Origin of the sequence: Blautia sp. AM23-13AC (assembly GCF_003435675.1) — a bacterium.
Classification (GTDB): domain Bacteria; phylum Bacillota; class Clostridia; order Lachnospirales; family Lachnospiraceae; genus Fusicatenibacter; species Fusicatenibacter saccharivorans.
Genome location: NZ_QTUL01000007.1, coordinates 132,440 through 157,917, shown reverse-complemented (window position 1 = coordinate 157,917; position 25,478 = coordinate 132,440). Strand labels below are relative to the sequence as shown.

Genomic DNA, 25,478 nt, shown 5'->3' with positions numbered 1-25,478 from the left:
CAGGAAGCAGACCCGTTTCTTATCGTCCTACTTTTTTATGTATTGCAGGATATCAGCCACCCATGTTGAACTCTACAGTTTCCTGTGCGGTCTGAAGTTCGCTGTCCATATCTGCTCCTGTCTGGATGATATTGGAAAGTGCGGTTCCGACAGCATCACGTGCATCGTAGTAGAATGCTCCAGTGATGTTGGATGGAGTCTTGGTTGCGAAATCAACGATCTTTGCGTAAACCGGGTCATCGCTGAAGAATGCAACTGGCTGTGCATATGCTTCGGAATCTCCTGCCGGTGCCCAGGTTGCCAGAGCGCCTTTTGCGATGATATCATCGTAAAGAGCTGTGCTGCCTGCGAAGGTAGATTTCATAAAGTCAATGGCAAGATCCTGTTTTTTGCAGTTGGAAGAAATTGCCCAGGAAGAACCACCGTTGTTGGAGTAGTTGGTTGCTCCGTCAACGCCGTCCAGTTTCGGCATATTGGTGATTGCCCATTTGCCGGACTGATCTTCATTTGCTGTGATGGAAGCCATGATCCAGCATCCGTTGATAACGCCTGCTGTAGTTCCGTTGTTGATGGATGCGATGTACTGATCCCAGTCAGTAACCTCTACAAGAGTGCCATCTTTTACCATCTGGCTGTAAATCTCAAGGATTGGTTTCAGTGCTTTGTTGTCTACGATGTTGACAGATCCATCTTCGTTGAAAAGGGACTCACCGCAGGACTGCAGCATTTCCATAACAAGGTCCGGAGATCCGGCCTGAGATGTCAGGATCGGCTGGCCTGTTTTCTCTTTGACAACTTTTGCTTTCTCCATAAAGTCATTCCAGGTGATATCTGTGAAATCATCTACGGTGAAGCCTGCCTGCTCCAGCATATCAGTACGCAGGCACTCGATAACGGCACCATTGTCGAACGGAATTCCGTAGTTCTTCCCATCCAGAGTAGAGTAAGCAACTTTTGCGGATGAGAATTCGCTGAAATCAATTCCGGAATCGGTCAGATCGGTGAAGATGTCCGGATAGTTGGTTGCATATTTCTGGAAGGAGTTATCCTGCATCAGGAAGATATCCGGCAGAGTGCTTAAGTCTCCTGCGGAAACTGCTGTGGTCAGACGGGTTTCAATGTCGTCGGACTGTACTTCGCTGACTTCTACTTTGAATCCTTCGTGATCCTGTGCATAAATTTCAGCTGCTTTCTTGATCGCGTAAACGTTGAAGTTCGGGTCCCAGGTCCATACGGTTAAGGTGTTGTCATCATCAGAGCTGCCCTCTACTACGTCGCTGCTCTCTGATTTTGCAGTGGTTTCACTTGCTGCTGATGCATCGTTTCCGCCGTTGCTGGAACTTGTTGTAGTTCCTCCGCTGGAACCACATGCAGCCAGTCCAAATACCATTGCTGATGCCATTACGATTGATACAATTTTTCTTTTCATATTGCACATCCTCCTTAAGATGTTATTTTACAACCGGAACCTCCGCACTTTTTACAGCGCAGAAATTTTTTGGTTGTTTTGTACATTTTTTATGTTTTTATTCCCTCAACATGTACAAAGTATAACATATTTTCCCGTCGTTTGTGCGCATTTTTAACTCTATACTATGCATTTTCAACCATTTATATGCATTTTGACGGACATCACCATCCTTCCTGTGTTTTTATATCAAAATTCAACAATTTTCGTTCATAATGTTCCGGTGCACTTCGCCACTGCTGTGGAGATACACCAAGAATCCGGCGGAAATTACGGTTAAATGTAGAAATTGTTGTGAATCCGCTTCGCATTGCAATCTCATTTACAGAAATATTTGTTTTCCGCAGTTCCTTACATGCCGCCCGGATCCGGACCCAGTTAATGTACTCAACCGGCGTCATCCGCATGGATTCCTGAAAAATACGGCGCAGATGTGTTTCGCTGATATGACATACCTCTGCCAGCTCCTCAATTCGAAGAATCTCTTTATAATTTTCTCCAATATAATCCAGCGCAGGCAGAATCAGAGCGATACTGGCATCATCTACAATAGAATTCTTTTCCTGCTCCTCGTCCCTTTCATTCCATCTGGCAATCTGCATCAGAAGCGCTCTGGTCAGTCCTTTCACTTCCTCGAGATAAAATTCCCGTTTTTCACCCATGCATTTAATGATCAGTTTGATCATCTCCGCGACCTCCGGCCTTTCCTCATTTTTCACAAAATGGGCCTTCTGGTTAATACGCGCAATCAGCTTTTGTGCCATGCGCATATTGCCCTTATACAGCTCTGTAATAAATCCTTCCACATCCACAAACACCCATGCCCAGGAACATACACTGTTTTCTTTTGAGTTTGTTGTATGCGGAAAGTTTTTCGGCACCACCGTAAACATACCGCCATGATACGGCAGTTCCTCATCTTCCAAAACAATCGTTCCCTCACCGTAATAGCAGAAACCGATCTCCATCAGGTTATGAAAATGCAGATAATCAATCTGGTACCCATAATTCTGCAACCATTTTTCTCCCTGCAGCACCAGCACCGGGCATTTTTCCGGCACTTCGTAATAGCGGTATTCCATTCTGGGCTTTTTCTTTCTGCTCATATCCGTACCTGCTTATTCTACTTTTTTCTGAATCATCGCCAGAAACACGAGCGGTTCTTCCCCTGCGCAGGAAACCGCATGGCCGCTGCCGTCCTCGCAGAACGTCGTCATGCCCGCCTGCACCGGGTAGGTTTTGTCGTTATCCTGATACATACCCGCACCGGACAGGATGTGATACGCTTCTGTCTCCCCATGATGCTCATGATACGGAAGCTCATCACCCGGTAAAATCGTTACTTTTGCAAAGAGTGTCACCTTTCCGGAAAGGCGTTCGCCCTCCAGCAATTTTTCTGTTGTGTGTCTGTCTGCCATTGTTCATGTCCTCGTTTTCGTAATCTTTTTTTGTTTTCCCTGTCTCCATCCTACACCAAATAGCGTAAGATTCGATCTTCTCTGTGTTTTTATTATATTCTCTGCTTCACCGGAAGACAATGAGATTCACCAAAAACGAGCAACTTTTTTCCGTCAGCCTACAATCTTTCCTCTGTCAATCTCCACCGTCGTATCGCACAGTGCTGCAATGTCTTCCCGGTTGTGGCTGGCAAGAAGAATGGTTTTTCCTTCGTCTTTCAGTTTCAAAAACAGCTGCCGCATCTCCTGCACGCCCTGGTTGTCGAGACCGTTCATCGGTTCATCCAGAATCAGAAGGGAAGGTTCCTCCATAATCGCCTGTGCAATACCGAGACGCTGGCGCATGCCGAGCGAATACTTGCCGACATGCTTTTTCGCTTCCGGATCCAGTCCGACTTTTCGGATGGCCGCATCGATCTCCTTTTTTCCGATCTTCCTGCGGATGCCGGCGAGAAACTGCAGATTCTGTCTGGCACTGTAGCCCGGAAGAAAGCCCGGTGTCTCGATGATGGCGCCAATACTCTCCGGCGCTTCGATCTCTTTCCCAATCTGTTTTCCATCCACAAAAACCGCGCCATCGTCCACCCGGAGAAATCCGCAGATGCATTTGAACAGTACCGTCTTCCCACTTCCGTTTCTTCCGATCATTCCGTGAATTTTTCCTTTTTCGAAGCTCAGGCTGATCCCGTCCAACGCCGCGTAGCTGCCAAACTTTTTTGTCACGTTTTCTATTCTTATCTTTTCTTCCATTCTTTCAGATTTCCTCCACAAAGTTCAGATCCTTTTTCCGGATCCCGAGATACGAAAGGATCGTGCATGCGCCGATGACAATCGCAAAGACACTGTAAACATATGCCATCGACGGCCCGTTTCCATATCCCTGCCACTTGTAGCTCGCAATATTCATCCAAAGCGGCGGCGCGCAGTAATAGCCGATTGTGATGCTGGAAAATTTGCTGAGCAGAAGCGCAGTGAGTGCGATGCCGCAGTTGATGACGATTCCAAATCCCCTGTGTACCAGAAAATTTCCGGCATAACTCACAACGCCTGTCATAACCGACAGGCACCAGATCGCAAGCATTGTGAGTCCCATTGCCTCCTGCGGCGAAAATCTCGAAAGGATCAGATAATCCAACGGTTCCTGGTCAAAGGTATATGCCGCATTCGTCTGAGCCAGCGTACTGATCACCTTCCCCCATCCGGTTTCCCACCCTACATTCGGAAACACAAGCAGTACCGGAATCATACTTAAGCATATGGTGTAAAAAAAGGAAACAACCACAATGTACAGCATGTTTCCCCAAAACCAGCTTTTCCGCCCGGCCCGCAAAATCTGCCACCCGCTGTTCGGTTCCAGAAACGGAGCATCACAGAAAAGCAGCAGAGCCCCAAGAACAATGATAATCTGGTCTCCATTATATCTGGTCATAAACGGCAGCATCCAAAAAGTCACATCAACTCCGGTCTGCTCGCAGAAGCCTCGAATACCCACCGTCATTACATGAAAAAGGATCGCAATCCACAACAGCGCAACATAAAACCGTGGTGTTGTGAATGTTTTCCGCAAACGTATCTGACATACCCGAAGGCTCATCCGTATTCTATCCATTCTGCGCCCTCCTCTTTACCACTCGCACGAAAATTACACCTTCCATTCCTGTCAGAATAAGGAAATAACCAGCTATCACAAAAAAATCCTTAAAATTCCGGATACTTCCCCCATGGAGCTGGTACCATCTCATCTGGCCCGGCAGCTGCAGCGCTTCTGCTACAAGCTGGCTTGCATAATAAAAAAGAGCCGGTGTGCTGACCAGCACAAACAGATTTTTTATTTTTCCCGATATCATAAGCGCAAAAACTGCCATAAATGCATACTTGACAGCCTCAACTCCAAATCTTGCGGCAAGGTAAAACGGCAGGACGAGTCCATTTCCATAGCTTAAACTGCCTGTTAATGTTTCAAGCTCTTCTTTTTTTATCCACGGTATTTTTAATGCCAAAACGCCATAAACAACTGCCATTCCCAGAAAAATACTGATCACAGAACCGAAAAAGGCAACCACCAGATGCGACCAGCAATATGCTGTTCTCCCTATGCGTGTCTCAATGCATCTAAGATAGCCATTTCTGCTGTCTTCCCAATAGCTCAGCGCAAACGGCAGCACAGCCAGCACAGAAAACACTTCAAAAAATGCCCCCACACCATGACTGCTGACAACCAGGTAATATACCGATGCATTCCACCGGCTCTGCATTGCTTCCTGACTGATGTTTAACACGGTAACCAGCATCGCACCTGCGATGGCAAAATAAAATTTTCCTGATAAAAACATTCTTTTAAAATCCATTTTTATCATTCGAAAAAAATTCATGAAAGATCACCTTCTTGTCCTTCCGCAACAATCTCTTATCCTCTTCGTCTTTTAAAAAGATGTGACCCGCTTAGCCCGGAGTCACATCTTCCGCAAAACAATTTATTCTTTGAGTAACTCGTAAATCTCAGACAAACTCACCCTGCAATTTCCCGTCCATCCAGTGCATTGATGTAAACATACTGTTCGATCTCATCTTCTATAAATCGAAACTGCCACGCAGGAATCATATCACACATCCAATGCCCTGTTTCATTTCTTCCCGTTGTCATCGGGTAATAAATCAGTTTCATCTGATTCAGCGTAATCGGCTCTGCAATTGCCAAATCATACTTATTTCTCAGCGTTTCCAAAATAATATCTTTTTCCGCAAGAGATACCGGTTCCTTTTCCCGAATAGCATAGTGATTAACTGCTTGAAGATATTGAATTCCGCCCTCCGTTATAACAGCCTGTATTTTAGATGACGGAATATAAAGATCATCCTGCCGGTTAATTTCATTGCATAATACAGGAACCCCATTCAGATAACCCTGAAAAAACAACAGGAAACAATCATCTGCTTTTGACCACTCATATTTCTGAATCTTCTGAGGCTTTAGCAATTCTCCATTCTCGATTGCCTGTTCCATTAATTCCTGCTGTTTTTCCATCTGTTCATACGAAAAACTGTATTTACTGGTCAATTCAACTTTTTCCCAGTCTCCAATCCATCTAACAAACTCTTTTCCTTCCTCTATCAGCTTTTCTTCGTCTTCCAATGAAATTTTCTGCTCATTGTCTCTGACCAAAATCCCTTCACCATAGGCTGATGTAATATATTCAACAGGTAAATTATAATAAACTTTTTTTCCTTCTTCCGTTTCCACTCCTAATATATTGCTGACAGACACCGTTCCATTTTGATTTTTTAATTGTTCGCCAAGTATTCCCTCATACGAATAACAAACATCCGGCTCTCCTGTGTCTCCTTTTCTTGTTTCCAATCCACTTTCCGGGATTTTCCCAAGTATTTTATTGAACACACTTTCTCCTTGAAATCCATCCACTTCTATCACACATTTTTCAAACTCGTTCCATTTTTTGTCAGGCATGTCAACAACCGCATCAATTTTTGCCTGACTGCCAAGCTGAAAACTAATATGCTCACCATCGCTTAATTCCTGATCATTTTCATGTGTCACATTTGTTTCCGTTTCATCATTGCTGATAGAACTATTCCGTTCTTCTCCATTTTCCTGTTTTTCTACCTGCTGCAAATTTTCTGACTCATTCCCCATATTCTGACATCCTGTAAAGAACAGTAATATCACCATAATTCCCAACACTTTCTTTCCCATATATCCCCTCTTTTCATAATTTCGTTCTTTCTCTTCTGTTACTCGAAGCATAGCGAAATTTTTTTCCATCGTCAACGGATCTGGGATATCATGCTCTATCTGGGATAATCAGTACAGATAGCAAAAAATAAGACTTTGTTCTTTGAAATCCGCATTCTTTTTGCTTCCTTCATACAAACAAAGTCTTTTTTATTACGTTTTATCTTATTTTATCGGAAACACTGCCTCTGCGCAAAACAAATCTTCTGTCTCATAATACTTTAACGCACCACCTACCTTTTCCATCGTCCGTTTTACACTTTTATGCCCAATCCCGTGACTGCTTGTATCTTTCTTCGTCGTATTTAAACTTGAATTTTCATTTAAAACAGATTTCTCAATTTTGTTTTGAATCTCCAACCGAAGATATCCCATTTTTTCCTCTACAAAAATTATAATTTCTTTCTTCCCTGTAACTTTCCGCTCTGCTTCAATCGCATTATCCATGAGATTTCCAAACACAGTGCAAAACTCCAAATCATCAATTCCTTCCATTTTGCTCAGAATCGTACATTTCACATCTACTTTTTCACTTCTCGCAAGAGTAATTTTTGTATTAATCATAGAATCCACATAACTGTTTCCGGTCTGAATCAGTGTCTGCACATCTTCAATTTTCTGATTAATTTTTTCCCATACCTTTACCATTTCCGACTGCGGCATGGTCTCCATTGCCTCTTGCAGAGGTAAAAGATAATTTTTCAAATCATGTTTAAATTCTCGTAATTCTTCATTACTTCTCTTAATAATTTCCATACTTTCCTTTGAATATTTCTCTTTTTCTTTCATCAGTTCATATTCTAGCTTTGTTTGATTATCCTTGCTCATTTGCTGTACTATAAAGTACATAATCAGGCACATCAGCCAGATACAGCATACGCACAGCAAAATCCATTTCTGTTCCTGCATCTGCACACTTGGCAGATCTCTTACTACCAAAATCATAGTATCTCCCGCAATAATTGAGAAAACAAGGTTGCATCCCATGACAATCCATTGCCAGCTTATCAGATTCTCTCGTTCAAACAAAAGACTATTTAGTAATTTACCAACAAAAAAATAAGAAATTTTTGATAATAGCACGAGCGCAATTCTTACTGTATCCTGATCTTGAATAAACGATGCAACACTTTCTTGAAGGATAAAACTGCCGCCGAAAAGGATCGCTGTGTTTACCATCATCAATACTGCTCTCGCAACTACCGCTGCAGTAACCTTTCTCAGAACACTTCCCTGTGTACCCACCATCAAATAGACAAAAAGCCAAATCAATGTGATCCACATTTCCCACCTGTCATATAACGCAGGATACTTTTCCAACGCAGGAAAGATTAGCCCAAATAGCACTGCAATTCCCCACAAAACTTTACCTTTTTTCCCTCTGGGTTTCTGCTGCATAAAATCCATGCAGAATTCCAACAAAAGTATGTTTTCCCAAACAGAAATTGCAAGTTCAAAGACCTTCCAAAATGCTGCACTCATTCCATCACCACTCCCATAATTTTCATTCGAACCTGATTCAGATAATTTCTGCTGACAGGAATGCTTTTCCCGTTCAATAGCAGAAGTTCTTTTTCGCGCAACCGATATACATAGTTCATGTTAACCAAATATCCTTTATGGGTCCTTACAAATTTATGCGCTTCTAGTTTTTTCTCCGCTTCTGACATTTTCATCCTTACGCGAATCGCCTCATCCCTCGTATCTTTTTCCCGATAAAAAAGCAGATAGTTCTTCTCGCTCTCCACAAACCAGATATCACGCAATGCAAGTTTTACACTCTGACGCCCTGTCTGCAGTTCTATTTGGGGAACTTTCTTTCCTGCCTTTTTCTGCAGTTCCAGCAGCTGCGGCTCCAGTTCCTCATCCAGATGTGCCTTGCGGATAAAAAAGAATGGATGATACACCAATGACTGAAACACCAGATCATCCTTATTCGATACAAACACAATGCAACATTCCCTGTTCCACTTTTTCAGATACGATGCAACCTCAAATCCATTCACTTCCGGCATATCGATATCAATAAAAAAAACAGAAATCTCATCAAGATTTTTGATTCCTTCCAGCATCTCCTTCGCAGATACGTAGCACTCCATTTCCACTGCAATCTTATGTTTCTGACATAAACCTCGAATTCTGATTTCCAGTTTATTTAAAAACACTTTATCATCATCACATAAAATTAAATTCATTATTTTCCCCCGTGCTTCTTATCGAAGATTCTACTTCTCAACAGCATACCAAATTTTTTCTTTTCTCTCAAGTAACCTGGGATAACATGCATGATCTGGGACAAACATCAGATCATTCTGCTCTGAGAGCTTTTTTGCCTGACGGGAAAATGTAACGAGATTTTCCCTCGAGAAAAAAAACAACACCTGAACCGTTTTGCCAACTCAGGTGTTGTTACAATAAATTTATATCGCCCGCAAAGGCTGTTACGCAACTATATCCTCGAACTGCGAATTGTAAAGGTTAGCATAGAACCCATTCTTCGCAAGCAGTTCTTCATGGTTGCCCTGCTCGATGATGTCTCCGTCTTTCATGACGAGAATCAGATCCGCATCACGAATCGTGGACAGCCGGTGGGCGATGACGAAGCTTGTTCTGCCCTTCATCAGGTTATCCATGGCCTTCTGGATCTCGATTTCGGTTCTGGTGTCGACGGATGAGGTTGCCTCGTCGAGGATCAGAATCTTGTTGTCAGCAAGGATTGCGCGTGCAATCGTCAGCAGCTGTTTCTGTCCCTGCGACACATTGCTGGCATCTTCATTCAGTTCCATCTGATAGCCGCCCGGCAGGGTCTGGATGAAGTGGTGGGCCCTTGCGGCTTTTGCTGCTGCGATGACTTCTTCATCTGTCGCATCGAGCCGGCCGTAGCGGATGTTTTCCATGATGGTTCCCTTGAACAGCCACGTATCCTGCAGGACCATACCGAAGGCATCGCGCAGCTCTCTGCGGTTGAAGTCTTTGATGTTGTGGTCGTTCAGCAGAATGGCTCCGCTGTTGACATCGTAGAAGCGCATCAGCAGTTTGACCATCGTCGTCTTTCCGGCTCCGGTCGGGCCGACGATCGCGGTTTTCTGGCCCGGTTTTACTTTGGCGCTGAAATCGTTGATGATGATCTGCTCCGGGTTGTAGCCGAAATGTACGTGGTCGAAGGTGACTTCTCCTGTCACAGTCTCGATTGCTGCCGGATTCTCGACAATCTGGTCTTCCTCTTCCTCGTTCAGGAATTCAAAGACACGCTCGGATGCCGCCGACATCGACTGTACCATGTTGATAACCTGCGCAATCTGCTGAATCGGCTGGGTAAAGTTTTTCACATACTGGATAAATGCCTGGATATCACCGATCGTGATCACGTTTTTGATCGCCAGAAGTCCGCCGGTCAATGCCACGCAGGCGTAGCCTAAATTTCCGACAAACATCATAATCGGCTGCATCATACCGGATAAAAACTGGGATTTCCATGCGGAATCGTAAAGAATATTGTTGGTTTTTTCAAACTCTTCGATCGTATCCTTCTCGCGGTTAAATGCCTTGATGACGAGATGGCCGCCGTAAACCTCCTCAACCTGACCGTTGATGTGGCCTAAATATTCCTGCTGGGCACGGAAGAATTTCTGTGATTTCTTTGTCACGAGTCCGATGAGTCCCATTGAAATCGGCAGGATCACAAGCGCGATCAGCGTCATCAATGGGGAGATACTCAGCATCATGATCAGAACACCGATGAGCGTTGCCAACGAGGTGATGATCGTCGTGATACTCTGGTTCAGTCCCTGGCCAAGCGTATCGACATCATTTGTGATGCGTGAGAGCACTTCACCGTACGTGCGGCTCTCAAAATATTTCATCGGCATACGGTTGATCTTCTCCGAAATCTCTTTTCGAAGCTGATAGCACACCTTCTGCGTCACGCCCGTCATGATCCATCCCTGGATGAAGCTGAACAGGGCGCTCATCAGATACAGGCCAAGTACAAACAGCAGAATCGTTCCGATTCTTGCAAAATCAATGCTTCCTGTGCCCCGGATCTTTTCCATCAGTCCCTCGGACAGTGCGGTCGTAGCTTTTCCGAGAATCTTTGGTCCGGCAACGTTGAACACCGTTGAGCATGCGGCACAGATCATAACGATAAAAATCGCAATTTTATATTTTCCGATGTACTGAGCGAGCTGTTTGATCGTTTTTTTCAGATCTTTCGGCTTCTCGCCCGGCTGCATGCCGCGGCCCATCCGTCCCATCGGTCCTCTTTTGCGCGGCTGCTGGTTCATTTCATTACTCATGGTCAGCCACCTCACTTTCCTTCAGTCCAAGCTCTTTCTCTGACAGCTGGGATTTCGCAATCTCCTGGTAAACCTCGCAGCTTCTCAGCAGTTCCTCATGCGTACCTTTTCCGACTACCTTTCCGTCATCGAGCACCAGAATCTGCTCCGCATGGAGAATCGTGCTGATCCGCTGTGCCACGATGATCACGGTGCTGTCTTTGACATTCTCCGCCAGTGCTTTTCGAAGCGCCGCATCCGTTTTCAGGTCAAGTGCAGAAAAACTGTCGTCGAAAATAAAGATTTTCGGGTCTTTTGCAATCGCACGCGCAATCGCCAGACGCTGTTTCTGTCCGCCGGATACGTTCGTTCCGCCCTGTGCAATCGCGGTTTCGTATTTGTCATCTTTTGCCTCGATAAACTCGGTTGCCTGCGCAATTGCGGCTGCCTTTTCGATCTCCGCATCCGTCGCATCGTCTTTTCCGAAGCGCAGGTTGGATGCGATCGTTCCCGAGAACAGCACACCTTTCTGCGGCACGAAACCGATCTCATCGCGCAGATCCTTCATCGTAATGTTTCGAATATCTTTTCCGTCGAGCGTAATCTTTCCGCCCGTCACATCATAGAGACGTGGGATCAGGTTGACCAGCGTCGATTTACCGCAGCCGGTGCTTCCGATGATCGCCGTCGTCTTGCCAGGCTCGGCAACGAAGTCGATGTCATGCAGCACATCCTCCTCGGCGCCCGGATAACGGAAGTTGACGTGATCGAAGCGGACAACTCCGTTGTGAACCTCCAGCTGCTCCGGATTTTTGACATCCTGAATGGAGGATTCTGTCTGAATGACTTCATCGATACGGCCGGCGGCAACAGCGGCACGCGGCAGCATGATTGACATCATTGTCAGCATCAGGAAAGACATGACGATCATCATGGCGTAGGTAATAAATGCAGTCATTGCACCGACCTGCATCGTGCCGGCATCGATTTTATGTGCACCGAACCATACGATTCCGACGGTCAGCACGTTCATAATCATCATCATACCAGGCATCATAAAGGTCATGACGCGGTTGGTGAACAGGGTTGTTTTGGTCAGTTCCTTATTCGCACCGTTGAAGCGCTCTTCCTCTTTGTCCTCTCTTCCGAACGCACGGATGACAGAGAGTCCGGTCAGGATTTCACGCGATACGAGGTTGATGTTGTCGACCAGTTTCTGCATCAGCTTGAATTTCGGCATCGCAAGGGAGACAAGCAGCATCACGTATCCGAGAATGACGATGATCGCAAGAACAATGATCCATTCCATACCGGCTCCCGTTTTCATGACTTTCAGCACACCGCCGATGCCAAGGATCGGAGCGTAGGCAACCATTCGCAGCACCATGACGGAGACCATCTGGATCTGCTGGATATCGTTCGTGCTTCGGGTAATCAGCGATGCGGTGGAGAACTGATCCATCTCCGCATTGGAGAATCCGACAACCCGTTTGAATACTTTTTCGCGCAGATCGCGGCCGATTCCGGCGCCGACGCGGGAGGCAAACAGTCCGACGAGAACAGTTACCACACCCATCAGGAGTGCCATGCCGACCATCTTGAGGCCTGCGGTCAGAAGGTACATTTTCTGAATCTGGTCTACATCGAGGCCCGCCGCTTTGTCTGCGGAAACTGCATACGCAATGCCCATCGATTTTACCAGGGAGCTTCCCATCGTATCAAGCGTTTTTTCCATGCTGTCGCGCATCGAGAGCACAGTGTCTTTATCCATCTGTCCACTCTCGAGCATAGACGCAAAAATCGGACGGACATCCACGCAGGTCACTTCCACCTTGTTTCCATCCTCATCTTCTTTTTCCTGCCGGAAGCTCTTCAGCTCCACATGCATCATCTCTCCGATCTGCTCTATCGTCATGTTTTCAAACACGGACGCATCCTGACCGGTCTGCTGTGCCACGAGCTGTTTGAAGGCAGTTTCTTCCATCGCACCCATCTGGTAATTCATAAGGAGTGCAACGGTCAGCGTTTCATCCGCTGTATCTAGTTCTTTTTCGGAAGCTTTGTTCCGTTCGTAATAGCCGTCCTTTTTCGTATAAAGGCTTTCCCACAAGTCTGCCTCATCATCCGTCATGATAAACTTTGCTGTCTGAAATTCTTCCTCTGTGATTCGTTTCGGTGTAACGTGCTCAACACCGCTGTTCTGAATGCCCACATCGATGATATCAGATGTGTACGACGGGAGCGACAGGTCGCACCACGCCTGGACAAACAACAGCATAAGAATCACAAGAATCGATTTCCAGTACGGGAGCATATTCTTGAAAATCTTACTCATTTTTTCCCCTTTCTTCTTTCCGGTGTACCAGCTTGCCGGCACACGAATTCTGTCGTTTTCGGGTTTCAATTTCTTTTTCTGCAATCTCATAGATACGATCTAGATAAGCAACCAGCTGATCTACATCCTCTTCCTTTAACTGTGACATCACAGAGCAGCCAAAATCATGCATTCTGTCCCGTACCTCTTCCCCCTTTTTCCAGCCCTGCTCTGTCAGACTGATATACGTATTTCTGCGGTCTTTTTTGTCAACGGTCCGCTCTACATATCCTTTTTCCTCCAGTCCGCGCAGTGTCCGCGACACAGCCGGCGGAAGCGTTTTGGTCTTCGCTGCCAGCTCTGAGCTTGTAATTTTTCCGTTTTCTCCCATCTGCAAAATCGCACCCATGACGGAAAACTCGGAACTGCTGAGTCCCGGAATCAGGTCTGATACGTTCAGTTTTTTAAACTGGTGCATCGCACGAAACAGTTTTTCAAATGCATCTTTCACGGTTTCCCCCTCCTTTTTGCGCAAATACTTAACAGTGTTATTTATTTACTTGTGTTAAATAATAACACCGGTAAATTTCCATGTCAAGAAATCTGTCGGTGTTTATGTTTTTTTTAGAAATCAGGCCACTCAAATAGAATTTGACAAACGCTGCCATTTTGTTTAGATTAGAAGCAAATACGAAAGGACATCTTCATTCCCATGCCAGGTTTTATTTTACATCTCACCGCAGCCCAAATGCTGTTAAAGCACCTCCCGTCCCACCCGGATTTTCCATATCCGATTTCATCGGTAAATGATTTTCTAATCGGAAATCTTCTGCCGGATGCGACGCAGCAGAAAGAATCCTCCCATTTCCGCGATCCGCTTTACCGCGAAAAAATGATGGTATTCCCGGATCTTACACGGTTTACAGCGAAATACCGTTCACTTCTGCCAGATTCGAGCGCACTGGGATATTATTTTCATCTTTATATTGACCGGAAATTTTTTAAGGATTTCATTCCTCAGATTGTGGAATTTTATAATGCGGATGGGGAAATTACAGATATGAGAGATGAGATTGCAACGGTTTATATCAAAAAATCGCGGACATCCATTCCTTTTTCCAGATATCTCACGGAGGAGTATTATTACGGGGACTATACACGAATGAATACATATCTTGTCGACCGCTATTGCATCCCGCTCGATCTCAATCCTAACGTCACGAACCCTGGAATCACAGAAATTCCGTATGAGAACGTCCAACAGGTACTTGACCTCCTCCATCACTTCCTCTCCGTCCCGCCGGAAGCCGCGCAGGATCTGAAGGTCTTTCCGCTTGAAGAGCTGCTTGCGGCACTGGAGCAATATGTAGAAGAGTTTTTGGCTGTGCCGAATAAATATATTCCATAATTTTCCATTTAAAAAGGAGCAGAACCCACACCGGATTCCGCTCCTTTTTCAGAATGTAATTTTTCCGTTTTCTCTTACACTACCTCTTGAACGATCCCTTCTCTGTCATCCGTATCCATTTGTTTTTTTCTTCGATATTCCGTCGGTGTCCTCCCATAATATTTCTTAAATGTTTTGCAAAAATAATCCATATTTTCAAATCCCGTCTCGCCGGAAATTACAGTTATCTTTTTCTCCGTCGTGGCCAGAAGCTTTGCAGCCTCCTGCAGACGATACTTCACCAGATAATGCACCGGCGTATCGTGAAGATATCTTCGGAACAGATTCAATGCCGTACTTTTGCTCACCATAGCCTGCCCGGCGATATCCTCCAATGTAAGATTTTGTCGGAAATTTTGATGAATATATTGCATCATCAGCTGGGTTCTTCCCTGTGAGGATGCCGTATTTTCTCTTTTTTTCTGCAGCACTTCCGAATCCATGTGCAAATAAAGCAAGTGCCACAATTCCTGCGTCAGAAATAAAGTAACCAGTTCCCGGTCTTTGTCTGATTCCTGTGCTTTGAGAATTTTCTGCATGAGCTCCAGTGCTTCTGCCTGCCATTTTATTTCCCTGCAAAAGACAATGCAGTCCACCTTACACGCCTGTATCGGTGCAATGTATTTTTTGTAAATCAGGCTGTCTGCCGAAGCGAGAAATGTCGGTTTCAGAACGAAATTTGGCACAATCGCATGGCCTTCAGAAAAATAGCGATGCAAAATCTTTGAGTTAATAAAAATGCCCGTTCCCTGTCCCAGTGAAAGCTGCTTTTCGCCAATCCAGAAGGTTGCTGTTCCCTCCTGTACAAAAACAAACTCAAACTCCACATGCCAGTGCCATTCTACACAATGAAAATCAAACAACGCAAGATCGTCGTAATACAATTGAAACGGATATTCACTGTTTCCATGCTGTATCGTTTCCATCATGGTTTCATCCGTTTGGATCTTGTTATAAAATGTATTAAACTCCATCTTTCCCCGCCTCCGTTTTTCAGGCACGACCCTCTCTATTTTGCGATATTATACAATAAACAGACGATATATTCCAGTGAAAGCGACACCATTTTACGTTATTATACAAAAAGAATCGTTGTCGCTCCATGGAACACGGTGAACGGCAACGAAACGAACACTACGGCCGCAGCAGTTCTGACATTTTTAAAAACGGAGTATATCACTATGAAAAAGAACTACCACAAAACCTTAATTGCCTGTTATCTTGGATTTATCACGCAGGCAATTTCTGCAAATTTTGCACCTTTACTATTTCTTACCTTTCACAGAACTTACCATATTTCTCTTGGAAAAATTGCGTTTATCTCGACAGTATTCTTTTTCACACAACTTCTTGTCGATTTGTTCTGTGCCAGATATGTCGATAAAATCGGTTATCGCAGGTGTGTCGTTGCTTCTGAGATTCTTTCTGCCTGCGGCCTGATTGGACTTGCCTTTCTGCCCAATATTCTGCCAAATGCCTATGCAGGAATTTTGCTCAGTGCCATGATCTATGCCGCCGGAAGCGGACTGATTGAGGTTCTTGTCAGCCCAATCGTAGAGGCTTGTCCGTTTGACAATAAGGACAGCGTTATGAGTCTGCTTCACTCCTTTTACTGCTGGGGGTCTGTAGGCGTCATCTTACTCTCCACTGCTTTTCTGGCAGTTTTTGGTATGGAACGCTGGCCGATCCTCGCATGTATCTGGGCTGTACTTCCACTGTACAATACGTTTAATTTCCTTTCCTGCCCGATTGAATCACTCACCGGAAGCGAAGAAGGACTTACCATTCGTCAGCTGTGCCGTCTTCCCATTTTCTGGATTTCCCTTGTTCTTATGGTCTGCGCCGGAGCAAGCGAGATTTCGATGGCGCAATGGGCTTCCGCTTATGCCGAGTCTGCATTAGGTCTCTCAAAAAGCATTGGAGACATTGCAGGACCGTGCCTGTTTGCTGTGATGATGGGCATCAGCAGAACCTTCTATGGTAAATACGGGGAAAAAATTGACTTAACAAAATTTATGATCGCATCCGGTACACTTTGCCTGATCTGTTATCTGGCTGCAGCTCTCGCACCATATCCTCTTTTAAATCTTATAGGCTGCGTTGTGTGTGGTTTCTCCGTAGGAATTATGTGGCCGGGAACCATCAGTATTTCATCCTCTAAAATTCCACTCGGCGGAACTGCACTGTTCGCACTTCTCGCCATGGCCGGAGATATGGGTGGTTCCATTGGACCATTTGTTATTGGATTTGTCACACAAAACACCGGCGACGATCTGAAGGCAGGTATGCTGGCCGGCTGCATTTTCCCTGCGGTACTGATTTTGTCTGTTTTTCTGCTTCGACAAAGGAACGCAGAGCAAAAATAAGCACCGAAGAGATACTGTAACGTGTCTCAGACACAGGAGCCGGACAGTCCGGCTCCTTTTTTTCATGTCTCTGCAATATTTCTCACAACTCCCGAAAACAGAATCGATCCGTCCTGCCCCGTGACAAGAAACAGGAATGGACGATCCAGTACGAAGTCGATTTCGTCGTCCGGTATTTCTGCTGCGGTTTCTGAAACGCCGAGTTCTGTATACGCTGCTCCGGTTACTCCGTTTTCGTCGATTTCAAGCATGGCGGCGTGGTCTGCTTTGCTCAGGTATAAATTCTCTTTGTCCCCTGTTAATGGGCTGAAATCTGCCAGATCCGCATCCAGTGCATCCGTTACACCCAGTGCGCGCACCGTTTCGATCAGGTCTGTTTTCTCCGATACTTTAAATTTAGGAACAGACAGGTTCACCATAGGGGAATACCAGTTATCACTGCTTTCATCCCGCCGTATAACCTTCATCAGATCCGGATCCGATACCAGTTCATTGACATCGGTATTTTCATCCGGAAGCAGGAAATACATGGAGCCGCTGTCCTGAAGGCTAAGGCTGACTGCACGGAAATGTTCGCCCTTGTAGACATCCATCCATTCCGTTTTCTTCATCATGTCCACAGTGGTATCTCCCGCAGCTCCGTGGAAGGTTTCCTTCTCTGTATTCACTTCCCAGAAATTCTCCCGCCACATCGCCTTATAATAGATGGTTGATACCAGTTCAAATACCGTTTCCGGGGCGATCGCCATATTTTCGGTGTATTCTTTTAAAAGCCCTCCGGTATTATCATCCGTCCAGGTCCGCAGAGCCTGATTCATCTCTTCCGATCCAGGAGTCCCACGGAAGGTCGATGCATAATACTGTTCCGCCAGCCGCTGCAGCGTTGTGTCATTGTATGTTTCCTCACCATCCAGCCACAGCGAATTTGCCAACACACTTTTCAGCGCGGGCGTGTCTGCATAATTGCTTTTCCAGAGCGAAGAAATATTTTTCCGTAAGGTGTCCATATCCTGCGCACCAAGCATATCCAGAATCTGCTGCCGCGTATTTCCATCCGAAGTTTCCGCCAGCATCGCAAACGCGATATACAGATTGATCGGCGAGCAGACGGTATTTTCATTATCGGAAACCAGCATCTGTTCCATCAGTTTCTGATAATACGCATCCATTCCCGACTGCAGTTCCGCTGATTTTGTCGTCAGTTCCCTGTAGGAATTCCACCAGTCCCAGTGCGCATCACTTTCCATAAATTCCTGTGCATCCATCGTCTGCGCCACAGATGCCGGATAAGCTGCCATAACCGTCTTTAGCCCCGACGGGTAACGGACTGCCGAACTCTCCTGTCCATTTCTCCATGTCGTAACCCCCAGCACAGCTCCGCCGATGATCGCCGCGCAGGCTGCCGCGGCCGTCCATTTTTTCCATGCAGCCCCTTGGGAACGCTGATAGTCCCGCGCCTTTTTCACCATAGCAGGATCCAGGTCACTCAGTGTTTCAAACAGTTCTTCTTTCTTCATACTTCGAACCCCCTTTCCGTCAAGTGTATGTGCAGTTTCCCACGGATCCGGTTCAGCGTAACTGAAACATAGTTTTCGCTTCTGCCCAGACGCCCCGCGATTTCGCCGATACTGTCCACATACCAGTACCGCAGGACAAACATGCATCGTTTCTCCTCCGGCAGCTTCTGCAGAAACTGATTGATCTCCGCGATCAGTTCTTTCATCTCCCACTGCCTCTCGATATCATCTTTTCCCGAAACACATTCTTCCAGCTCGTCCAATACTGCATCCATCTGACTTCCTCCGCGTTTTTTGCGATGCATTTTTCGATACAGATCAAACGAAAGATTTCTCGTTATTTTTCCAAGAAATGTGGATAACAGAGACGGCCGGTGCGGCGGCATAGCGTTCCACGCGTGAAGCCAGGTGTCGTTGACACATTCTTCTGCATCCGCCGGATTCTGCAGAATATTCTGTGCAATGGACGTACAGTATGTACCATATTTCATCGCAGACTCGCTGATCGCTGTTTCGTTCCTGTCCCAGTACATTTGGACAATATGAGTATCCTCCATATGGAAATCCCCCTTTCATCTATCATCACGCCATTTTGCAGAAAATCTTACACTTTTCAAAAGAAATTTCAGTTCAAAAAAGGGCGTGACCAAAGCCACGCCCTTCTATTCTTTTATTTTCTTTATGCCAGAATCGGTTTTAAAGCCTCTGCGAGTTTTTCTTTCTCAGCTTCTGCCTCTGCCAGATCCTTACCAAGGGTTGTGTAGTATACTTTGATTTTCGGCTCTGTTCCGGACGGGCGGACGATGACGGTTTCACCGTTTGCCAGTTTGTAGATCAGAACGTTTGCGGATGGGAGTCCGGTTTCTTCCGGTTTCTCGTAATCGGTTACTTTGACAACAGCGGAACCTGCGATCTCGGTCAGCGGCTGTTTTCTGAGGCCATCCATGATGCCGGCCATCTTGTCCATGCCGCTCAGACCCGGGAATTCGAAGCTGTCTACTTTGTTCAGATAACGGCCGTACTCAGCATAGATCTCTTCCAGTCTCTGTTTCAGAGAGCTTCCGATGCTTCTGTAGTAAGCTGCCATCTCGCAGATCAGCATGGAGCCGATGACTGCGTCTTTATCTCTTACGTACGGTCCTGCCAGGTATCCGTAGCTCTCTTCGAATCCGAAGATGAAGCGGTCTACTTCGCCGTCTGCCTCAAGGTTTGCAATCTGATTGCCGATCCATTTGAATCCGGTCAGAACGCTGCGGAGCTCAACGCCGTAGTGCTCGGCAACAGCATCTGCCAGTGGTGTGGATACGATGGATTTTACAGCAACCGGTTTCTCCGGCATGGTGCCTTTCTCGATGCGGCCTGCGCAGATGTAGTCGAGAAGCAGAACGCCGACTTCGTTTCCGGTTACCAGCTCATAGCTTCCATCCGGGCATTTCATCGCGATACCAACACGGTCTGCATCCGGGTCGGTAGCCAGCATCAGGTCTGCGCCGGTCTCTTTTGCAAGATCCAGGCCTTTTTCCAGTGCAGCAAAGATTTCCGGGTTCGGATAGCTGCAGGTGGTGAAGTATCCGTTCGGATACTCCTGCTCCGGGACGATGGTGATATCAGTGATGCCGATGTCTTTTAATACACGGGTAACCGGTACAAGACCAGATCCGTTCAGCGGGCTGTAAACGAGTTTCAGTCCAGCGGTCTTGCAGAGACCTGGACGAACCTGACGGGATTCGATGGCTTCGTACAGTGCATTCTTGCAGTCATCGCCGACGAAACGGATCAGTCCCTCTTCTACTCCCTGTGCAAACGGCATATATTTTACGCCGGTCAGGATATCGGTTTTCTGAATCTCTGCGTATACGATTGCAGCAGCATCGTCAGTCATCTGGCATCCGTCCGGGCCGTAGGCTTTGTAGCCGTTATATTTTGCCGGGTTGTGGGATGCAGTTACCATGATACCTGCATTGCAGTTATAGTAACGGGTTGCAAAGGAAAGTGCCGGTACCGGCATCAGTGCATCGTAAATTCTGACTTTGATTCCGTTTGCAGCCAGAACGCCTGCTGCTGTTTTTGCGAAAACATCGCTCTTGATACGGCTGTCATAGCTGATGGCTACGGTCTGGTTTCCGCCCTGTGTTTTTACCCAGTTTGCAAGGCCCTGTGTCGCCTGACGTACTACATAGATATTCATACGGTTTGTTCCTGCGCCAAGCACTCCACGAAGTCCTGCGGTTCCGAATTTCAGAGATACTGCAAAACGATCCTTGATCTCCTCATCGTTTCCTTCAATCCGTGCCAGCTCCGGGTTCAGGTCTGCGTCTTCCAGATCCGCTGCCAGCCATCTTTTATACTCTTCCAGATACATGTCTTTTTCTCTCCTGTTCTATTCTTTATTTGTAACTATTCAGAGCCATGCGAAATGGAAGAAAATCGTGAATCATGCTTGTATGAATGAACGATTTTCCGGAATTTCATATGGCGAGAAGCAACATCGAGATGCAGCGCAAGCGGAATCGAGATGGGGTTCTGAATAGTTACCTTTCTTTTATGTCTCACTCTTATATCCCCATGTCGCGCCACATAAATGTATGTATAGTCATAATATACCATAACCACCCCAAAACAGCAATTATTTTTGGTAATTTAAGCAAAATTTTGCCTCGATTTTTCTCTGTTTTTCGACTCTATCCGCTGTTTTCAGACAGAACAGGACAAAGAAAAAGCGAGGACCCCAATAACGATTCCCGCTTTTTGTTTGCCTTATGAGGGCAAGCCATACCGCAAAGTGGCGCTTTCAGATTGCGGAAATGGTTTTTCAAGCATGCTCCGGTCTGTGATTATAGTCGAATCCGCATTTTTCCAGAAATGCCCGTGCGATCACTGTAGCGCCGATCTGGTTCGGATGGATTCGATCCCAGGCGATGTAGGAGGAATGGCGGTACTGGAAGTAATCGTTGAAGACGGCCTGCAGGTCGATAAAACGGCAGCCGTATTTCTCAGCCAGCTCGCTGCAGATCGCGCCGTAGGTGTCCATGCGTTTTCTCATCCAGTCCTCCCCATTTGGCTCCATGTAGTATGGGGTCATGAGGAAAATTCCTTTTACATTATCTTTTACGGAAAGAATCATCTTTTCGACGTTGGAACGGTACTCCTCCGGCGATACCTGCTCGTCCGGGATGGCCGGGCTGTCGAACTGTCTCCAGACGTCGTTGATGCCGATGCAGATGGATACCCAGTCTGGTTTTAATGATACGACATCACGGTCGAAGCGCTGCAGCAGGTCGCGGCTTGTGTTTCCGCTGATACCGGAGTTTGTCACGCGGAGATATATCTCCGGGTAGAATGCTGCGAGCATGTTCTCGACAATTCGAACGTAGCTCTTTCCGACATTTTCAAATAAACCTTCCCCCACCGGCTGTGCACTTTCCATATCCGTTACGGAATCTCCTGCAAATACAATCCGGTCCATGTGATTAAAAATCATTTCTTTGCCTCCCTTGGTCATAATAATAGATCAAAAAAAACTTCCAAATCCCATTATAATCTTGTAATTTCGACGGTACAAGGCAGATTTTGTAAATTTAAAGCGATTTTAAAGCGATCCAGACAAAAAAACGACTGCGAAGCACCGTTTTTCAGCGCCCCGCAGCCGGGAAATTTCTTTTTTTGCAACGATTCAGAGCCATGCGAAGCCGAAGAAAAATCGCGAAACACGCTTGCATGAATGAGCAATTTTTCCGGAGTTTCATATAGCGAAAAGCAACATCGAGATAAGGCTCTGAATCGTCACCATTTTTTTAGTGAATAACGCTCAGTTTTCAATCCCATCCATATACGCATTGTAAATCGCCGGATCAATATTCTCCTCAATCGACTTATACACGCTCTTCGATGCCTCGCGGATGTCAGCTCTTGTCTGGTCATCGAGTGTCAGAATCTTCGTTCCGCTCTCCTCGATCGTCGCAATTTTATCGGCGATACGGGCATCGGACTGCTCTCTTGCGTACTCGGTCGCAATCTTTGCGGCCTCTGTCATGATCTCCTGCTCGTCCTCCGGCAGATCTTTGAAGAAGTCATCGTTGACGATCAGGGAAATCAGATGCGGCAGATGGTTCGTTTCCACTACGTAATCCTGCTGCTCATACAGGTTATTCGAAACGATGACCTCATACGGGTTCTCCTGCGCATCGATCGTGTGCTGCTGCAGGCCGATGTAAACCTCACTGAAGCTCATCGGCGTCGGGTTGGCACCGATGGCTTTCCAGAATGCCAGATGGTAGCTGTTCTCCATGGTACGGATCTTCTGGCCCTTGAAATCCGAAAAGCTGTAAACCGGCTTATTCGTACTCATGACACGAAATCCCTGATCCGCCATACCGAGCAGGTGATAGCCGCCCTCTGTGTAAACATTGCTGATCAGCTCGTAAAACTCCGGATTATCAATCTTCTCACGGCATTCATCGAGAGAATCAAACACACACGGCAGATCAAACACGGCAAGATCCCCCATAAAGGAAACCTGCGGCGCCGTATTCTGTACGACAAACGGAATATCGCCGTCAGCACACGTTTCCAGCAGATCGCGGTCGCCGCCAAGCGTTGAGTTTGCGTAAACCTGAATTTTCATCCTTCCATCGCTCAGCTCTGAAATCTCTTCCGCAAACTTCTCAGCGAAGATCTGCGTTACCGTGTCCTCCGGGCTCGCCGTTGCCAGCGGCCAGGAATAGCGCTGTGTCGTCTCTTCCCCGGAAGAACCGCAGCCGGCAAGCGATGCGCCAAGTGCAACGACAGCAGCAAGTACCGTCGCTGTTCGGAAAAGCTTTTTCTTTTTTATCATCTTTTTCATTGTCCCTCGCTCCTCCCTATAAAATTCCAACCGAAATTGCCGGAATAAACGTAATCAGCAGCAGTGCCACAAGGAAGAAACCGATCATCGGCATAGCCTTCTTTGCGATCTGCATGACCGGAACCTCGGTCAGGGAGCTTGCCACGAACAGGTTGACGCCGATCGGCGGTGTTACGAAACCAATCGCAAGGTTGACAACCATGATGACACCAAACTGAATCGGATTCATGCCGATCGCCTGTACAATCGGCAGCAGGATCGGGGTCAGAATCAGGATTGCCGGTGTGGTATCCATCACCATTCCGACAATCAGCAGGAATACATTGATGATCAGAAGGATCGCAACCGGGCTGTGGAAGTTGTTCAGGATAAACTCGCTGACCGTCTGCGGTACCTGCATCAGCGTCAGCACACGGGAAAATGCCGTCGATGCCGCCAGAATAAACAGGATCGGGGTGAAGGTACGAATCGCCTCAACCAGAATGGACCAGATGTCGCGGATGCGGATACTCCTGTACACAAAAAGGCTGATGATCAATGCATAGAATACGGAGATAACAGCCGCCTCAGTCGGGGAAGCGACACCGCTGTAGATACAGCCAAGGATGATCACCGGGCTGAGCAGTGCAAAAAAGCTCTCTTTTAAAACGCGAAGCAGGCCTTTGTCATGCAGCACTTTGACTTCTGCATGGATCTTCTCTTTGTCCTCCCCATACCGTTTGCAGTGATAAACGGCATAAACCATCAGCAGCAGACCGATCATCAGACCCGGTACAATTCCGGCAAGGAACAGGTCACTGACCGAAGCGCCGGAAGCCATACCGTACATGATGAACGGAATACTCGGGGGAATGATAACGCCAAGGCCGCCGGCAACTGCCACAATCGCTGTGGAGAATGTCAGATCATAACCAAGGGTAGTCAGAATCGGGATTGTCATGCTTCCGACAGCGGCAACGGTCGCCGGAGCGGAACCGGAAATCGCACCGTAAAAAAGGCAGGTGACGATAACCGCGCACGGCATACCTGCGGTGAATTTTCCGAGAAAATAGGCAAAGACATCAAACAGTTTTTTGGAGATGCCTCCCTTAGCCATGATGATACCGGAGAGGACGAACATCGGAACTGCCAGCAGTGGGAAGGAATCGAGTCCTCCGAACATGGCACGGATCAGATATTTGGCTCCTACCGTAAAAGACGGGTCAAACACCGACGGAAGCACAGATGTGATTCCAAGGGTAATCGATACCGGAACAGCGATGACCAGCAATGCAACAAAAATCAGAAATAATACTACGACTGGCATTAGCGTTCCTCCTCATTCGAATTTTTAATCGTATGGATGCGGTTGTCGATACCCGCGTTCAGGGCATTTTCTGTGGCGTTATCTGCTCCGGCATTTGCCTCGATGAAGGATTCCGGCGTATTTCGCTCCGGATGGGCCGGGTCGAAAACGTTCTCACCGCGTGCCACACGGAACTCGATCATCCACCGCTGCAGAACGCGGAATGCAACCAGCACAAAGGAGACGAGCGGTGCTGCCTGGATAAAGTACATCGGAATTTTGCAGGCCGGGGAAAGCTGGCCGCTTTTAACTGACGACATCATATAGGAAAAAGCAAACGGAATCATATAGATGAAAAAAATCAGTTCAAATGTATGATTCACAATTTTGAAGATGGCTTTTCCTCTCCGCGGGAAAATCGCAACAAACTGCTCGATCTTGATGGAAAGGCATTTTTTGCTGCAGTAGCTGACGCTTAAAAAACCGCACCAGATAAAAATATATCTGGTCAGCTCTTCCGACCACGACAGCGACATGCCAAGGACGTAGCGGCAGAAAACCTGAATTCCCATGATCAGCGTCATGGCGATCAGACCGATCACAAGAAGAAATTCTTCCAAGTTTTCATCCAGCCAGTGAAATACTCTCTTCATAAAAGGCATACCTCCGTTAAATTTATAACAGAACAATAATACAAAAGGGACATCGGCATCAACAGCAAAGCTAAAAATACCGGTGTCCCCTAAAGAAAAAACG

At 46.5% G+C, this 25,478-nt stretch carries 23 protein-coding genes; 3 read left to right on the top strand and 20 right to left on the bottom strand.

The genetic code is table 11. From position 1 onward, the window contains the following. Positions 1-52: 52 nt before the first annotated feature. The 12 genes from DW642_RS09950 to DW642_RS09895 form a co-directional block, all read right to left on the bottom strand. The gene (locus DW642_RS09950; protein ID WP_022461294.1) at positions 53-1,429 is read right to left on the bottom strand and encodes an ABC transporter substrate-binding protein; all 1,377 of its coding nucleotides are present in this window, start codon (positions 1,427-1,429) and stop codon (positions 53-55) included. A 203-nt stretch (positions 1,430-1,632) separates the two neighbouring features. Continuing rightward, positions 1,633-2,574: an AraC family transcriptional regulator gene (locus DW642_RS09945; protein WP_022461295.1), complete on the bottom strand. Its 942-nt coding sequence runs from the start codon at positions 2,572-2,574 to the stop codon at positions 1,633-1,635. A gap of 12 nt (positions 2,575-2,586) precedes the next feature. Continuing rightward, positions 2,587-2,886 carry a cupin domain-containing protein gene (locus tag DW642_RS09940; protein WP_022461296.1) on the bottom strand — a complete coding sequence of 100 codons (300 nt, stop codon included), beginning with the start codon at positions 2,884-2,886 and terminating at the stop codon, positions 2,587-2,589. A 153-nt stretch (positions 2,887-3,039) separates the two neighbouring features. After that, complete coding sequence (locus DW642_RS09935; RefSeq protein ID WP_022461297.1) at positions 3,040-3,675, bottom strand: ABC transporter ATP-binding protein; 636 nt, start codon at positions 3,673-3,675, stop codon at positions 3,040-3,042. A 4-nt stretch (positions 3,676-3,679) separates the two neighbouring features. Further along, entirely contained in the window at positions 3,680-4,534 is an 855-nt protein-coding gene (locus DW642_RS09930; protein WP_055226291.1) for a hypothetical protein, read from the bottom strand. Then, complete coding sequence (locus DW642_RS09925; RefSeq protein ID WP_022461299.1) at positions 4,527-5,297, bottom strand: hypothetical protein; 771 nt, start codon at positions 5,295-5,297, stop codon at positions 4,527-4,529. The genes DW642_RS09930 and DW642_RS09925 overlap by 8 nt, the downstream gene beginning before the upstream one ends. A 137-nt stretch (positions 5,298-5,434) precedes the next feature. Further along, complete coding sequence (locus DW642_RS09920; protein WP_117510079.1) at positions 5,435-6,637, bottom strand: hypothetical protein; 1,203 nt, start codon at positions 6,635-6,637, stop codon at positions 5,435-5,437. A 204-nt stretch (positions 6,638-6,841) separates the two neighbouring features. Further along, positions 6,842-8,158, bottom strand: coding sequence for a sensor histidine kinase (locus DW642_RS09915; RefSeq protein WP_117510078.1), 1,317 nt, complete (start codon positions 8,156-8,158; stop codon positions 6,842-6,844). Further along, positions 8,155-8,871 (bottom strand): LytR/AlgR family response regulator transcription factor, encoded by a 717-nt coding sequence (locus tag DW642_RS09910; protein WP_117510077.1) that lies wholly within the window; start codon positions 8,869-8,871, stop codon positions 8,155-8,157. Before DW642_RS09910 ends, DW642_RS09915 begins: the two co-directional genes overlap by 4 nt. Positions 8,872-9,117: 246 nt before the next feature. Next, on the bottom strand, positions 9,118-10,971 hold the full coding sequence (locus DW642_RS09905; protein WP_117510076.1) for an ABC transporter ATP-binding protein: 1,854 nt from the start codon (positions 10,969-10,971) through the stop codon (positions 9,118-9,120). Then, a complete protein-coding gene (locus tag DW642_RS09900) occupies positions 10,964-13,285 on the bottom strand; it encodes an ABC transporter ATP-binding protein (protein ID WP_117510075.1) in 2,322 nt (773 codons plus the stop codon). Before DW642_RS09900 ends, DW642_RS09905 begins: the two co-directional genes overlap by 8 nt. After that, positions 13,278-13,775 carry a MarR family winged helix-turn-helix transcriptional regulator gene (locus DW642_RS09895; RefSeq protein ID WP_117510074.1) on the bottom strand — a complete coding sequence of 166 codons (498 nt, stop codon included), beginning with the start codon at positions 13,773-13,775 and terminating at the stop codon, positions 13,278-13,280. Before DW642_RS09895 ends, DW642_RS09900 begins: the two co-directional genes overlap by 8 nt. Positions 13,776-13,976: 201 nt before the next feature. Between DW642_RS09895 and DW642_RS09890 the strand changes: the two genes are divergently transcribed. Continuing rightward, positions 13,977-14,672, top strand: coding sequence for a hypothetical protein (locus DW642_RS09890; RefSeq protein WP_117510073.1), 696 nt, complete (start codon positions 13,977-13,979; stop codon positions 14,670-14,672). Between the two features lie 74 nt (positions 14,673-14,746). Here the strand turns inward: DW642_RS09890 and DW642_RS09885 are convergent, their stop codons facing one another. Continuing rightward, positions 14,747-15,685: an AraC family transcriptional regulator gene (locus DW642_RS09885; protein ID WP_117510072.1), complete on the bottom strand. Its 939-nt coding sequence runs from the start codon at positions 15,683-15,685 to the stop codon at positions 14,747-14,749. A 207-nt stretch (positions 15,686-15,892) separates the two neighbouring features. Here DW642_RS09885 and DW642_RS09880 point away from each other — a divergent pair, with 207 nt between their 5' ends. After that, on the top strand, positions 15,893-17,077 hold the full coding sequence (locus DW642_RS09880) for an MFS transporter (RefSeq protein ID WP_117510084.1): 1,185 nt from the start codon (positions 15,893-15,895) through the stop codon (positions 17,075-17,077). A gap of 62 nt (positions 17,078-17,139) precedes the next feature. Here the strand turns inward: DW642_RS09880 and DW642_RS09875 are convergent, their stop codons facing one another. From DW642_RS09875 to DW642_RS09865, 3 genes are all read right to left on the bottom strand, one after another. After that, positions 17,140-18,594, bottom strand: a complete 1,455-nt coding sequence (locus tag DW642_RS09875) for a serpin family protein (protein ID WP_117510071.1) — start codon at positions 18,592-18,594, stop codon at positions 17,140-17,142. Continuing rightward, positions 18,591-19,151, bottom strand: coding sequence for an RNA polymerase sigma factor (locus DW642_RS09870; protein WP_117510070.1), 561 nt, complete (start codon positions 19,149-19,151; stop codon positions 18,591-18,593). Before DW642_RS09870 ends, DW642_RS09875 begins: the two co-directional genes overlap by 4 nt. Before the next feature lie 122 nt (positions 19,152-19,273). Then, entirely contained in the window at positions 19,274-20,956 is a 1,683-nt protein-coding gene (locus tag DW642_RS09865; protein ID WP_117510069.1) for a phospho-sugar mutase, read from the bottom strand. A 397-nt stretch (positions 20,957-21,353) separates the two neighbouring features. Here DW642_RS09865 and DW642_RS16795 point away from each other — a divergent pair, with 397 nt between their 5' ends. Continuing rightward, a complete protein-coding gene (locus DW642_RS16795; RefSeq protein WP_368249205.1) occupies positions 21,354-21,428 on the top strand; it encodes a DUF6783 domain-containing protein in 75 nt (24 codons plus the stop codon). On the opposite strand, the gene DW642_RS09860 is transcribed toward DW642_RS16795, so the two are convergent. The 4 genes from DW642_RS09860 to DW642_RS09845 form a co-directional block, all read right to left on the bottom strand. Then, positions 21,407-22,075 (bottom strand): SGNH/GDSL hydrolase family protein, encoded by a 669-nt coding sequence (locus DW642_RS09860; protein WP_117510068.1) that lies wholly within the window; start codon positions 22,073-22,075, stop codon positions 21,407-21,409. The two genes, DW642_RS16795 and DW642_RS09860, sit on opposite strands and share 22 nt — an antisense overlap. A 327-nt stretch (positions 22,076-22,402) precedes the next feature. Then, positions 22,403-23,437, bottom strand: a complete 1,035-nt coding sequence (locus tag DW642_RS09855; RefSeq protein ID WP_242991166.1) for a TRAP transporter substrate-binding protein — start codon at positions 23,435-23,437, stop codon at positions 22,403-22,405. 16 nt (positions 23,438-23,453) lie between these two features. Next, positions 23,454-24,743, bottom strand: coding sequence for a TRAP transporter large permease (locus DW642_RS09850; RefSeq protein WP_117510067.1), 1,290 nt, complete (start codon positions 24,741-24,743; stop codon positions 23,454-23,456). Further along, on the bottom strand, positions 24,743-25,375 hold the full coding sequence (locus DW642_RS09845) for a TRAP transporter small permease (protein WP_117510066.1): 633 nt from the start codon (positions 25,373-25,375) through the stop codon (positions 24,743-24,745). The genes DW642_RS09850 and DW642_RS09845 overlap by 1 nt, the downstream gene beginning before the upstream one ends. Positions 25,376-25,478 lie beyond the last annotated feature (103 nt).